Origin of the sequence: Saccharopolyspora aridisoli, assembly GCF_004348445.1 — a bacterium.
Classification (GTDB): domain Bacteria; phylum Actinomycetota; class Actinomycetes; order Mycobacteriales; family Pseudonocardiaceae; genus Saccharopolyspora; species Saccharopolyspora aridisoli.
This window is the reverse complement of record NZ_SMKV01000002.1, coordinates 204495-217514: the sequence shown is the minus strand read 5'-3', so window position 1 is coordinate 217514 and position 13020 is coordinate 204495. Positions and strand designations below refer to the sequence as shown.

The following is a 13020-nucleotide window of genomic DNA, read 5'->3' as shown; positions in this document are numbered from 1 at the left end:
CCATCTGGGCGCCTTGCGCGGCGGACCTGAGACGTCGGCTGGACCGGGGGTGCCACTCCCGAGCCACTTCGGAGTGGTCGTCCTCGCACTCACAACCCGCGGCGCTGGTAGCTGCGGGGTGGGAAGGCTGACGCAGGGTGCCTGGCGCCAAAGGGCGAGTCTGCGCCACGCCCGACCCACACGGCCGTCCCCCGCGTACGGTGGTTCGCGGGGGACAGCCGTGTGTTGCGGTCCGCCAACGCTGCATCGGACTACGGCACACCCCCACAGCCAGCTCTAATACGATGGTTACAAAGCGTCCGTGACGGACGCGTCACGATCAGCTAGCGAGGTCGACCGGATGGTCCTGTCCCGACTGCTCCGCGCCGGCGAGGGCAAGATGCTCAAGCGCCTGCGTGCCATCGCAGCGCACATCAACGAGCTCGAAGACACCGTCGTCGGTTTGTCCGATACCGAGCTGCGGGGCAAGACAGAAGAGTTCAAGCGCCGCCACAGCGAGGGAGAGTCGCTCGACGAGCTGCTGCCCGAAGCCTTCGCGGTCGCCCGCGAAGGTGCCAAGCGCACCCTCGGCCAGCGGCACTTCGACGTGCAGCTGATGGGCGGTGCCGCCCTGCACCTGGGCAACATCGCCGAGATGAAGACCGGTGAGGGCAAGACCCTGACCTGCGTCCTGCCCGCCTACCTCAACGCCATCACCGGCGGAGGCGTGCACGTGGTCACAGTCAACGACTACCTCGCCAAGCGCGACGCCGAGTGGATGGGTCGCGTGCACCGCTTCCTGGGCATGGAAGTCGGCGCGATCCTCGCCGAGATGACCCCCGAGCAGCGTCGTCAGGCCTACGCCGCCGACATCACCTACGGCACCAACAACGAGTTCGGCTTCGACTACCTGCGCGACAACATGGCCTGGAGCCTCGCCGACTGCGTGCAGCGCGGCCACCACTTCGCCGTGGTCGACGAGGTCGACTCCATCCTCATCGACGAAGCCCGGACCCCGCTGATCATCTCGGGCCCCGCCGACCAATCCTCCCGCTGGTACCAGGAGTTCGCCCGGCTCGCGCCCATCCTCAAGCGCGACGCGCACTACGAGGTCGACGAGCGCAAGCGCACCGTCGGCGTCACCGAAGAGGGCGTGTCGATCATCGAGGACCAGCTCGGCATCGAGAACCTCTACGAGGCCGCGAACACGCCGCTCGTCGGCTACCTCAACAACGCGCTCAAGGCCAAGGAGCTCTACCAGCGCGACAAGGACTACATCGTCCGCGACGGCGAGGTGTCCATCGTCGACGAGTTCACCGGCCGAATCCTCGCCGGTCGCCGCTACAACGAGGGCATGCACCAGGCGATCGAGGCCAAGGAAGGCGTCGAGATCAAGGCCGAGAACCAGACGTTGGCCACGATCACGCTGCAGAACTACTTCCGCCTCTACGACAAGCTGGGCGGCATGACCGGTACCGCCGAGACCGAGGCGGCCGAGTTCCACGCCACCTACAAGCTCGGCGTGGTGCCCATCCCCACCAACGAGCCGATGGCCCGCATCGATCAGGCCGACATGGTCTACAAGGGGGAGCCCGCCAAGTTCGAGGCCGTGGCCGAGGACATCTCCGAGCGCCACGAGAAGGGCCAGCCGGTCCTGGTCGGCACCACCAGCGTCGAGCGCTCCGAGTACTTGTCGAAGCTGCTGACCAAGCGCGGCATCCCGCACAACGTGCTCAACGCGAAGAACCACCAGCGCGAGGCCGCGATCATCGCCGAGGCCGGTCGTCTCGGCGCCGTCACGGTCGCCACCAACATGGCCGGTCGCGGTACCGACATCGTGCTGGGCGGCAACGTCGACCACCTCGCCGACGCCGAGCTGCGCGAGCGCGGCTTGGACCCGGTGCAGAACCGCGAGCAGTACGAGGCCGAGTGGCCCGCCGTCGTCGAGAAGATCAAGGCGCAGGTCGACACCGAAGCTGACCGGGTCCGCGAGGCCGGCGGCCTCTACGTGCTGGGCACCGAGCGGCACGAGTCCCGCCGCATCGACAACCAGCTGCGCGGTCGTTCCGGCCGCCAGGGCGACCCCGGCGAGTCCCGCTTCTACCTGTCGCTGGGCGACGAGCTCATGCGCCGGTTCAACTCCGCCATGGTCGAGACCGTCATGACGCGCCTGAAGGTGCCCGACGACGTCCCGATCGAGCACAAGATGGTGTCCCGCGCGATCCGCAGCGCTCAGACGCAGGTCGAGCAGCAGAACATGGAGATCCGCAAGAACGTCCTCAAGTACGACGAGGTGATGAACCAGCAGCGCACCGTCATCTACGACGAGCGCCGCCGCGTCCTGGCCGGTGAGGACCTGCAAGAGCAGATCATGCACATGCTCACCGACGTCATCAACGCCTACGTCGACGCCGAGACCTCCGCTGGCTACGCCGAGGACTGGGACTTCGAGAAGCTCTGGAAGGCGCTGGGCTCGCTGTACCCGGTCGGCCTGAGCTGGGAGAAGCTGGTCGAGGAGGACGACGACCTCAGCAAGGAACACCTGCTGGAGCTGATCACCGCCGACGCCAAGGACGCCTACGCCAAGCGCGAGGCCGAGGTGGACGGCAAGGTCGGACCCGGTGCGATGCGGGAGCTGGAGCGGCGCGTGCTGCTCAGCGTCCTGGACCGCAAGTGGCGCGAGCACCTCTACGAGATGGACTACCTCAAGGAGGGCATCGGCCTGCGCGCCATGGCGCAGCGCGACCCGCTGATCGAGTACCGCCGCGAGGGCTTCGACATGTTCGGCGGCATGTTGGACGCGTTGAAGGAGGAGTCGGTCGGCTTCCTGTTCAACGTCCAGGTCGAGGCCGCCGAACCCGAGCCCGCACCGGAACAACCGGCTGTGCCGGTCTCGGTGAGCCAGGCGGGCAGCGGTGTCCCCGAGGTCCCGCAGACGCCGCAGGTCCCGCAGGGGGGCGCTCAGCCCCAGGGCGCGCGTTCCCGGCGGGCCAAGCCGGCTTCGGCAGGTCCGGCCCTGAGCCAGCTCGCCGGAAGTCCCGGCGAACGCGAGCAGACCCCGCCCGCACTGCGCGGCGGCGGTTTGCAGGGCCCCGGCAACCAGCGGCTGAGCTACTCCGGCCCGGACGAGACCGGTGAGGTGCAGAAGATTTCCGAGCAGGACGCCCCGGAGTCCCGGAGCGGCACTCGCCGCGAGCGCCGCGCGGCCGCCCGAGCCGACAACAAGAAGAAGAAGCGCTGACGAGCCGTTCACGCGAAGGGCCCCGGACCGTGTGGTCCGGGGCCCTTCGCTTCTCGGGTGCGGCGGTTGCCGCTGCGATCACGAGTTGGGGCGCTTGCCGTGGTTGGCCTTGTTCTTGCGCCGGTCCTTCTTCTTGCGCGCGCGCTTGCCCATAAGGCGACTCCCTCGAAGTTCGAGTTCCGCTCCAGCCCGGTGACCGCGAGTGATCAACTGACACCCGGTCTCCGCTGGGATTTCGAGGTTCCAGTCTGCCATGTCCGGAACCTGCCGTCGGTGGGTGGTGGCGGTCGTGGTTTCCTAAGCAGGGGCCGAAGTCGGCCGCGACTAGGAGGAAGAGATGGCCGAGGAGATCCGCGCCGAGGTGGTGGCCAACGTCATGGCGGTGTCGATGTCCGAGGGCGACGCGGTCCACGACGGTGACTCGCTGGTGCTCCTGGAGTCCATGAAGATGGAGATCCCGGTGCTCAGCGAGGTTTCCGGCAAGATCAGCACCATGGCGGTCAAGCCGGGTGACGTCGTTGCAGAGGGCGATCTGATCGCTGTCGTCGAGTGACGACCCGCTTCGATCCGAGCAGCCGACCCGGAGGACCGCCTTGTCCACGCTGAGTGATCTCCTCGCCGAACACACGGGACTGTCCGGCACTGCCGCCGACCACCTGCAGCTCGTGGTCGCCGAGTGGCAGTTGCTGAGCGACCTGTCGTTCGCGGATTTCCTCATGTGGGTGCCGATCGGCCCCTCGGAGGCACCGGAGGACCGCTTCCTGTGCGTCGCGCAGGCCCGTCCCACCACCGCGCCCACCGCGCACCCGGAGGACGTGGTCGGCTCCGAGGTCACCCAGGACGACCACCCGCAGCTCCGGCGGGCCGCCCTGGAGGGCCGGATCTGCCGCGAGGAGGACCCGCGCTGGCACCTGGGGGTTCCGGTTCGGCGCGAGACGATCCCGGTGAAGCTGGGCGAGGAGATCGTGGCGGTGCTCAGCCGGGACACCAACCTCGCCGTGCCGCGAGTGCCCAGCCCGTTGGAGATCTCCTACCTGGGCAGCGCCGCCGACCTCTGCCAGATGGTCGCCGACGGCACGTTCCCCACGCCGGAGCCGGCACCCGACGTGCACACCAGTCCGCGCGTCGGTGACGGCCTGATCCGGCTGGACAACTCGGGCACGGTCGTGTTCGCCAGCCCCAACGCGCTGTCGGCCTACCACCGCATGGGTCACGCGGCCGATCTGGTGGGCGCCCAGCTGGCGCCGTTGACGCGGTCGCTGCTCAACGACCCGTTCGACGCGGACGAGGTCTCGCAGCGGGTCCGGCGGGCGATGGGCGGCGAGCCCAGCATGCGCATCGAAGCCGAGGCGCGCGGTGCGACGGTGCTGTTCCGAGCGCTGCCGCTGCGCCCGCGCGGCCAGTCGGCCGGCGCGCTGGTGCTGGTCCGCGACGTCACCGAGGTCAAGCGGCGGGACCGGGCGCTGATGTCCAAGGACGCCACGATCCGCGAGATCCACCACCGCGTGAAGAACAACCTGCAGACCGTGGCGGCGCTGCTGCGGTTGCAGTCGCGCCGCACCGGCAACAACGAGGCTCGGCTGGCGCTGGACGAGTCGGTGCGGCGGGTGACCTCGATCGCTTTGGTGCACGAGACGCTGTCGATGTCGGTGGACGAGCGGGTCGACCTCGATGACGTGGTGGACCGGGTGATCCCGATGATGAGCGACGTCGCCGTTGCCGAAACGGGGGTGAAGGTCAGCCGCGGCGGGAAGTTCGGGGTTGTGTCGGCGGAACTGGCCACGCCGCTGGTGATGGTCCTGACCGAGCTGGTGCAGAACGCTTTCGAGCACGCCTTCCCGGAGGGCCAAGGCGGGGAAGTGGTCGTGCAGGCGGAGCGTTCGGCGCGCTGGCTCGACGTCGTCATCTCGGATGACGGTCGTGGCCTGCCGAAGGGCTTCTCCCTCGAGCGCGCCGAACGTCTCGGCCTGCAGATCGTGCGGACCCTGGTGGAGTCTGAGCTCCGCGGGTCTCTGAGCTTGCGTGGCCGTGGTCATCAACGTGGTACCGAGGCGGTTCTGCGGGTGCCTCTGAAGTACCGACGGTGACGGCCCGTTTGCACTGGGCGCCACGCTGGTGCGTCGATCACTCGGGTGACATCCCCACGCGCCGGGGACGTCTGGCCGATCGGGTCGGTTTCCCCGCTTCCGGCTGCCCCGTGGTGATTGGGGAGATCGGCTGGAACGTGCGGGACCGACATCGACGCTGATCGGCCGGAGCTGCTAGTCGGGGTCGGGTCAGTTCATTCGGTGCGAGGCCGTGTGCGGCCGGGGCGAGACGGGCGGTCGGTCACCGGGGGTGCGACCGACCGACCACGTCTCAGCGAGCTGCCACTCAGGCGTTGGTGCGCGCCCGGGTGCGAGCGTTGCGCCGCTTGAGGGCACGCCGCTCGTCTTCGCTCATGCCGCCCCAGACACCGGCGTCCTGGCCGCTCTCGAGTGCCCAAGCCAGGCACTGAGAAGCAACCGGACAACGGCGGCATACGGCCTTCGCCTCGGCGATCTGCAGCACAGCAGGACCGCTGTTCCCAACCGGGAAGAACAGCTCCGGGTCCTCGTCACGGCAAACCGCATCGTGGCGCCAGTCCATTGTTCCTTGCTCCTCGCTAGGCGCGCCCATGCGCGCCGATAGTTCGTTCGGGGTGTTTGTGAATGCTTTCACGGAGTCCGTGTGCTTGTGAATGCTTTCACGAACTGCCGCGATGTCAAGAGGTCGATCTCGGGCGGTGAGCGAACTCACCTGAAAGATCGACGAGACTTGACCAGGGGTTTCGGTGTGCTCCCGAACTTAGACGGGGGTCATGAGTCGGCAGCGACGTCCATCCGTGACCAGAAGGTTATACAGCGACGCGGAGAGCGTTCGGGACTGAGGAGAACTCGATCGCCGATCGTTCACCCAGGCAATCGCCGTCCACCTGCAGGCGCAACGGCTCCGTACAGGCTACGCGTAGATGGGGCACATCCGCAGCCTGAATTGAATTTCTTCCGTGTGGTTTCCCTCTACCGCGTAGCATCTCCGCTACGTGTCGCAACACGGGGTAGGCAGTCATCTTCTTCAGCGCGAACACGCCGAGACCGGTGTCGAAGCTGGTCTCGGGGCTCATGCGCACCGGCGTCGAACCCAGGTAGGTCCACGGGTCGGTGTTGGAGACGAACACACTGTGTAGTAGCTCACTCGGGTGATCGTCACCGATTTGCAAGCTCAGCTTCGGTTCCCCGCGGGCCATCCGAACGTAGCAGGTGAGGGCAATCCGGGCATACAGGGCGGGGGTGGCCTCGTGGCCTCGCGACCTCTGGTGCTCCATCTCGGCGACGACCTCGGCGTCCCAGCCGATGCCGGCGTTGAAGGTGAACCACCTCTCGTCGGCCTTGCCCAACCCGACCTGGCGGGTGCTGCGATCGGCCAGCGCGCGCATCAGGTGGTGCGTGGCGTCGACCGGGTCCTTGGGGACCCCGAGCGCGCGGGCGAAGACGTTCGCCGAACCACCGGGGACCACGCCCAGCTTCGGCATCGAGGGGTCGCCGGGCTCGGCGACCTCGAACATGCCGTTGACCACTTCGTTGACCGTGCCGTCGCCGCCGTGCGCGATGACCAGGTCCGCGCCGTCCCGGACGGCGTCCCTCGCGGCCTCCGAGGCGTGCCCGAAGTGCCGCGTCTCCACGACGTCCAGCTTCAGCACACTGGCCAGGGCGGCGGCGAGCACATCGCGGCCACTGGCTGTGGTGGAGGTCGCCTGCGGGTTGACGACGAGAACGGCGCGCACAACCGAAGCCTAAGCGAGACGGTTTCGTGTCCGTCGGGCGCGGGGGCCAGGTTCCGCGTGCCGCGAAGTCTCAACTGGGCTGTCCGGTCACCTCCGAGTCCGATGCGGACGGGACCGGCCGAGGTGCGCGGCACGGGCGGACGCGGCGACGGAACGCGCCAGGAGCGGATGCGCCATGCCGCTGACCACCGTTTTCCGGTCACAACCGGATGCGTAACCCCGGAACGCACCCGACTGTTGTGCACCGGCTGCCGACGTGCACGCGGCGAGATCGACGGACACCCCGATATCCGCGAACGCCGCTTCAGCCATGAGTCGATCATGGCGGCTCGGGGCCTGCGGCAGCTATGCGGCGATCGGGCGGTATTACCATCGAAAGTGCACACGCAGAGTCACTTGCGGGGTCGTGGCCCCGTTCGAGGAGAGGGCCCCTTGTCTACCGAGACCGTTCCCCGCACGGTGCGCATCGCTGGAGTGCTGACCACCTTGCAGGCGGTGGCAGCTCTGGTGTTCGTCGTGGCGCTGCTGGTCCGCAGCGCCTCCAGCGACCTCGGCGGCGTCGGTCAGCTCGAACGCGGCGAGACGTGGGGCGAGGCGGGCTACTACGCGCTGCTGGCCTCCGGTGTGCTGGCAGCGGGCATCGGTCTGATCAAGGGCAAGCACTGGGCTCGCACACCCGCCCTGCTGCTGCAGCTGCTGTTGCTCGGCACCGCCTGGTACGCGACCGGCCCGTCCGGGCGGCCGCTGATCGGCCTGATCATCGCCGTGCCCGCCGTGGCGGTGCTGTGGTTCCTGTTCAACCGCGAGGGCCGCGAGTGGGCGTTCCACGCCTCGATGGCCCCCGACGCCCGCGAGGACTGATCGGTCAGCCCCCGAAGGAGCGCAGGGCGTCCCCGGTGAGTCGGTAGACGCTCCAGCCGTCCATCGGGAAGGCGCCCTGGGCCTCGTAGAAGGCGATCGAGGGCTCGTTCCAGTCCAGCACCGACCACTCCAGCCGCGCGTACCCGCGCTCGACGCAATAGCTCGCCAGCGTCCGAAGCAGCTGCTTGCCCAAGCCCGACCCCCGGTGCTCCGGCCGCACGTAGAGGTCCTCCAGGTAGATCCCGTGCACGCCTTCCCAGGTGGAGAAGTTCAGGAACCACAGGGACAGCCCGACGACAGCACCGCCCACTTCGGCCACGTGCCCGAACAGCGCGGGATCAGGCCCGAAAAGCGCTGTCCGCAGCTGCTCCTCCGTCAGGTGGCAGGAATCGGGCTCCTCCTCGTACCTGGCGAGCTCGTGCACCAGCTCCACCATGGCCGCCACGTCGTCCTCGCGAGCCCGCCGGATCATCCCGTCCTCCACTGCCAACCAACCGACCTCGGTGCTTGCAGGCCATTCTGCGCGGTGGTGCGGTGGGGACGGAGGCAGGTGCTCAGCCCTGCTGCCAGGCGGGGATGTTCGACCGCTGGATCTGCGGAACTCCCCGGTCGTGGCCGAGGACGGTGATCCCGGCGGCATCGAGGGCGAAGTGGACCCCCGAGGCGATGGGCAGGTTGAGCCATCGGGCGATCAGGCACCGGCTGAAGTGGCCGTGCCCGACGAGCACCACATCGGTGTCGGTCCCGCGCACGCGCTCCAGCAGACCGTCGGCACGAGTGGCGATGTTGGAGGCCGTTTCACCGCCGGGGCAAGGATGGCTCCACACAGTCCAGTCCGGAACGGTCTCGCGGATCTGATCGGTGGTCAGGCCTTCGTAGTCGCCGTAATCCCACTCCACCAGCAGCGGTTCGGTCACCACGTCGGCGAGCCCGGCGAGGTCCGCGGTGCGCTGCGCCCGCTTGCGCGGACTGCACAGCACCGTGACGGGGCCGGCGGGGCGCAGGGCGGTCAGGGCCTGCCCCGCCTGGCGTGCCCGCAGCTCGCCCTCGACGGTGAGGGGGATGTCGGTGCGGCTGGTGTGCTGGCCGGTCAGGGACCACTCGGTGGTGCCGTGCCGGAGGATGTAGACGCGCTGCTCCACGGATGGCAGCGTACGGATCCGCGGCGCGTCCGCAGCGCGACGTCGCCCACGTCACGGAGTCCACATCGTTCAGTGCTCGTCGTAGTGCTCCCCGTGGGCGGCGTGGCGGTGCCCGTCGTGGACGTAGTCGACGTGGTCGCCGTGCGGAACCGCGACGTGCCCGCAGTTCTCGCCGTGAACGTGGTCGTGGGACCCGTGCTCCTGATGTCCGCCGGCCTCGCACTCGTCGTAGTGCCCGTCGTGCGCAGCGTGCAGGTGCCCGTCGTGGGCGTAGTCGACGTGGTCGCCGTGCGGCACGGCGACGTGCCCGCAGCCGGGCCCGTGCGCGTGGTCGTGACCGGTGTGCTCTCGGCATGCGGTGGTCATGAGGTCTCCCCAACTCCGCGAGACGTCGGTGTCCGTGCAGGCCAGCCTATGGCTGCGGTGAACGCCTCGCATGATCGTCACCGGCGGCAGCGAGGGGACCTACCCGCACTGCGGTGTGAGCATGGGAACCTTTCGCGCACCACGGCAGTGACGGTGGGAACCGTTCGCGCACTGCGGTGGTGGGCGTGGGAACCGTTCGCGCAGTTCGCGTCGACGCGAGCATGGGAACCTCTCTGTCACCTGCGGTCTCGGGCCGAGGGCGCGAAAAGGAAAACGCCGACCAGCGTTTCCGCTGGCCGGCGTTCTCGAAGGTCGATGGAGATCAGCCCTTCTTGGTCTCCCAGAAGATCTTGTCGATCTCGGCGATGTAGTCCAGCAGCTCCTGGCCCTTGGCCGGGTCCATCGAACCCTTGGTGCCGGTGGCGCCCGCGGCCTTGGTGGCCTTGTTGACCAGCTCGTGCAGCTGCGGGTACTTCTCGAAGTGCGGCGGCTTGAAGTAGTCGGTCCACAGCACCCACAGGTGGTGCTTGACCAACTCGGAGCGCTGCTCGGCGATCAGAATCGCACGAGTGCGGAACTCCGGGTCCTCGTTGCCCTGGTACTTCTCCTGGATCGCCTTGACCGACTCCGCTTCGATCCGCGCCTGCGCGGGGTCGTAAACGCCGCACGGCAGGTCGCAGTGCGCGGTCGCCTCCAGGCGGGGGCTGAGGATGCGCGACAGGAGTCGCATGATTCCTCCCTGACAAGTGAGTGCTCCGACGAGGCCGACCCTACTCTTGAAGATCCTCGTCGTCCTACTGGAGGTGCCGGTGAAATCGCTCGGACCGTGGCCGTTGCGCAGGTTGCGGGTGCGCGGACCGTCGATGGTTCCCACACTTCGGGACCAGGACGTCGTGGTGTTCCGGACCGGTGATCTTGCCCGTGCGGGTGATGTCGTGCTGGTGCGGTGGCAGCAACGTCCCCATCAGCTGTCGGTCAAGCGCGCCGTGCGCCGCGAGGCCGACGGCTGGCACGTGGAGGGCGACAACGGTTTCGGTTCGACGGACTCCCGCGACCTCGGCCCCGCGCAGGTGCTGGGCGTCGTGCGCTGGCGGTTGTGGCCATCGCCCGGCCGCGTGCGCTGAGGATGGGAACCTCTGTGCCATTCCGTCGGGCGTGACAGGAAGGTTCCCGTCCTCATTGCTCGGTGCGCAGCGACTCGTAGTGCGCCAGGCAGGTGTTGAAGTCGGGGAGCAGGCCGCTCTCGGCGGCTTCGGCGAGAGTCGGGGCTTCGCGGTCCTTTTGGGACAGGATCGCCGGACCGGTGAGCGCGCCGTCCCAGGGCAGGCCGAGGTCCGGGTCCATCGGGTTGATGCCGTGCTCGCCGGAGGGGTTGTAGCCGGTGGAGCACAGGTAGGTCATCACGGTGTTGTCGGTGAGGGCCAGGAACGCGTGCCCGAGTCCTTCGGCGAGGTAGAGGGCGCGGTACTCGGTCGAGTCGAGGCGGATGGCCTCCCACTGGCCGAAGGTGGGGGAGCCGACGCGGATGTCGACGACCACGTCCAGCAGTGCGCCCTGCGGGCAGTAGACGTACTTGGCCTGGCCGGGTGGGGTGTCGGCGAAGTGCACGCCGCGGATGACGTCGCGGGCCGAGACGCTGTGGTTGGTCTGGGCCAGGGTCATCGGGTGGCCGGTGGCTTCGGTGAACGCCTCCTCCTGGAACGGGGCCACGAACAGGCCGCGGTTGTCGGGGAAAGCCTTTGGGGTGAATTCGAACGCCCCGGTGATCTCAAGTCGACGTACCTGCACGAGTGCCGAGCCTAGGAGGTGTGACCGGGGCCGGTTCGGTGGGGCGGTGGTGACAAGAAGGTTCCCGTGTTCGATCGCATCGCGGAAAACCAGAGGTGGGCACTCGCATTTTCCAAACAGTTTCGATTCAGATGGCAATACCGGACACTTGTACCGCACAACTGCGAAATGCAAACAGGACGGCCGTACTGCATCTCGTGGTCGAAAAATATGACGCGCGTACTGTCCCAATTCGTAAAAATCTCGCCTTTTTGCTGGTGAGGCTTGTGATCCCTGTCGCTGACATTGCTTCAAAGGGCTGGCACACTAAACGCACCGCAGCGTCCGCCGAGCCGTTGTCCGAACAGGATGGCCGGTATCGGTATTTCGATAGACGTCTTCTTCACCGGTACGCCCGGGAAGCCGGCGTTGACAGCGACCGCTCGAGGTCGCATCCGCCCGGCTCGATAGTGCTCGGGCCGCAGGCATGGCAATAGGAGGGACGCCGTGACCACCATCAACGAGGGCACCGCCAATGGAATCGGTGCCGAGCTGACCCACGAAGAGATCTTCGCCGCGCACGAAGGGGGCAAGCTCACCGCTGCGGTGACCGCCCCGCTGGACAGCGCGCGCGACCTGTCGATCGCGTACACCCCCGGGGTGGCGCAGGTCAGCCGGGCGATCGCAAGCGATCCGTCCCTGGCTGATCGCTACACCTGGACTCAGCGCCTGGTGGCCGTGGTCAGCGATGGATCCGCGGTTCTCGGTCTGGGCGACATCGGACCGAAGGCATCACTGCCGGTCATGGAGGGCAAGTCCGCCCTGTTCAAGACCTTCGCCGGGCTCGACTCGATCCCGCTGGTCCTGGACACCAAGGACGTCGACGAGATCGTGGAGACCCTGGTCCGGCTGCGTCCCTCGTTCGGTGCGGTGAACCTGGAGGACATCTCCGCGCCGCGCTGCTTCGAGCTGGAGCGCCGGGTCACCGAGGCGCTGGACTGCCCGGTCATGCACGACGACCAGCACGGCACCGCGGTCGTGGCGCTGGCCGCGCTGCGCAACGCCGCCCGCGTCGCCGGTCGCGAGCTGGAGTCGCTGCGCGTGGTCATCTCCGGCGCGGGCGCAGCGGGCGTCGCCTGCGCGAGGATCCTGCACACCGCGGGCGTCGGCGAGATCATCGTGCTCGACTCGCGCGGCGTGATCAGCGCCGATCGTGACGGGCTCACCCCGATCAAGCAGGAGCTCACCGAGTTCACCAACCCGCGTGGCATCTCCGGCGGCCCCGCCGAAGCGATGCGCGGCGCGGACGTGTTCATCGGTGTCTCCATGGGCCAGGTCCCCGAGGAGCACGTGGCCCTGATGGCCAAGGACTGCATCGTGTTCGCGCTGTCGAACCCCGACCCGGAGATCCACCCCGACGTCGCGGGCAAGTACGCGTCGGTGGTCGCCACCGGGCGCAGCGACTTCCCGAATCAGATCAACAACGTGCTCGCGTTCCCAGGCATCTTCAAGGGAGCGCTGGATGTGGGCGCGCGGCGCATCACCGACGGCATGAAGGTCGCCGCTGCCGAGGCCATCGCGGCCGTGGCCGCCGACGACCTCAGTGCGGACTACATCGTCCCGTCGCCGCTGGACCCGCGGGTCGCACCCGAGGTCAGCGCGGCGGTGTCCAAGGCCGCTCGTGCTGGAGGTGTGGCGGCCACGTGATCAACGAGCACTGTCGCAGGCCGATGGGTCGGCGGTAGGTTCTACACCGGCGTCGAGTGGGGCCGGGAGAGTCCTCAAGGGCTCTCCCGGCCCCACTCGTAGGTGACATCGGGAAATCGACTTCACGAAGATTTCGAAATCGGCGTCATCATGTC

At 68.0% G+C, this 13020-nt stretch carries 14 protein-coding genes; 6 read left to right on the top strand and 8 right to left on the bottom strand.

Annotation, left to right across the window (positions count from 1 at the left end):
* Nucleotides 1-340: 340 nt before the first annotated feature.
* Nucleotides 341-3220 (top strand): preprotein translocase subunit SecA, encoded by a 2880-nt coding sequence (secA, locus tag E1161_RS02460; RefSeq protein ID WP_132619080.1) that lies wholly within the window; start codon nt 341-343, stop codon nt 3218-3220.
* Between the two features lie 78 nt (nt 3221-3298).
* Here the strand turns inward: secA and E1161_RS28610 are convergent, their stop codons facing one another.
* Nucleotides 3299-3373 (bottom strand): 50S ribosomal protein bL37, encoded by a 75-nt coding sequence (locus E1161_RS28610; protein ID WP_372448851.1) that lies wholly within the window; start codon nt 3371-3373, stop codon nt 3299-3301.
* Nucleotides 3374-3557: 184 nt separating this feature from the next.
* Here E1161_RS28610 and E1161_RS02455 point away from each other — a divergent pair, with 184 nt between their 5' ends.
* Nucleotides 3558-3773, top strand: a complete 216-nt coding sequence (locus tag E1161_RS02455) for a biotin/lipoyl-binding carrier protein (RefSeq protein ID WP_132619078.1) — start codon at nt 3558-3560, stop codon at nt 3771-3773.
* Between the two features lie 40 nt (nt 3774-3813).
* Nucleotides 3814-5307: a PAS domain-containing sensor histidine kinase gene (locus E1161_RS02450; protein WP_132619076.1), complete on the top strand. Its 1494-nt coding sequence runs from the start codon at nt 3814-3816 to the stop codon at nt 5305-5307.
* Between the two features lie 286 nt (nt 5308-5593).
* Here E1161_RS02450 and E1161_RS02445 read toward each other — a convergent pair whose 3' ends face one another.
* Nucleotides 5594-5848 carry a WhiB family transcriptional regulator gene (locus E1161_RS02445; protein ID WP_093413759.1) on the bottom strand — a complete coding sequence of 85 codons (255 nt, stop codon included), beginning with the start codon at nt 5846-5848 and terminating at the stop codon, nt 5594-5596.
* A 247-nt stretch (nt 5849-6095) separates the two neighbouring features.
* Nucleotides 6096-7022, bottom strand: a complete 927-nt coding sequence (locus tag E1161_RS02440; RefSeq protein ID WP_132619074.1) for a diacylglycerol/lipid kinase family protein — start codon at nt 7020-7022, stop codon at nt 6096-6098.
* A 432-nt stretch (nt 7023-7454) separates the two neighbouring features.
* Between E1161_RS02440 and E1161_RS02435 the strand changes: the two genes are divergently transcribed.
* A complete protein-coding gene (locus tag E1161_RS02435) occupies nt 7455-7883 on the top strand; it encodes a hypothetical protein (protein ID WP_132619072.1) in 429 nt (142 codons plus the stop codon).
* A 4-nt stretch (nt 7884-7887) separates the two neighbouring features.
* Here E1161_RS02435 and E1161_RS02430 read toward each other — a convergent pair whose 3' ends face one another.
* The 4 genes from E1161_RS02430 to sodN all read right to left on the bottom strand — a co-directional run bounded on the left by E1161_RS02430 (nt 7888) and on the right by sodN (nt 10121).
* Nucleotides 7888-8355: a GNAT family N-acetyltransferase gene (locus tag E1161_RS02430; RefSeq protein WP_132619216.1), complete on the bottom strand. Its 468-nt coding sequence runs from the start codon at nt 8353-8355 to the stop codon at nt 7888-7890.
* 82 nt (nt 8356-8437) lie between these two features.
* Nucleotides 8438-9025: a histidine phosphatase family protein gene (locus E1161_RS02425; RefSeq protein WP_132619070.1), complete on the bottom strand. Its 588-nt coding sequence runs from the start codon at nt 9023-9025 to the stop codon at nt 8438-8440.
* Between the two features lie 69 nt (nt 9026-9094).
* Nucleotides 9095-9391, bottom strand: a complete 297-nt coding sequence (locus E1161_RS02420) for a hypothetical protein (RefSeq protein ID WP_132619068.1) — start codon at nt 9389-9391, stop codon at nt 9095-9097.
* Nucleotides 9392-9713: 322 nt separating this feature from the next.
* Nucleotides 9714-10121 carry a superoxide dismutase, Ni gene (sodN, locus tag E1161_RS02415; RefSeq protein WP_132619066.1) on the bottom strand — a complete coding sequence of 136 codons (408 nt, stop codon included), beginning with the start codon at nt 10119-10121 and terminating at the stop codon, nt 9714-9716.
* A gap of 79 nt (nt 10122-10200) precedes the next feature.
* Between sodN and E1161_RS02410 the strand changes: the two genes are divergently transcribed.
* On the top strand, nt 10201-10515 hold the full coding sequence (locus E1161_RS02410; protein WP_132619064.1) for a S26 family signal peptidase: 315 nt from the start codon (nt 10201-10203) through the stop codon (nt 10513-10515).
* A 52-nt stretch (nt 10516-10567) separates the two neighbouring features.
* Here E1161_RS02410 and E1161_RS02405 read toward each other — a convergent pair whose 3' ends face one another.
* Nucleotides 10568-11179: a dTDP-4-dehydrorhamnose 3,5-epimerase family protein gene (locus tag E1161_RS02405; RefSeq protein ID WP_132619062.1), complete on the bottom strand. Its 612-nt coding sequence runs from the start codon at nt 11177-11179 to the stop codon at nt 10568-10570.
* Nucleotides 11180-11665: 486 nt separating this feature from the next.
* Between E1161_RS02405 and E1161_RS02400 the strand changes: the two genes are divergently transcribed.
* On the top strand, nt 11666-12865 hold the full coding sequence (locus E1161_RS02400; RefSeq protein ID WP_132619060.1) for an NAD(P)-dependent malic enzyme: 1200 nt from the start codon (nt 11666-11668) through the stop codon (nt 12863-12865).
* Nucleotides 12866-13020: the final 155 nt, after the last annotated feature.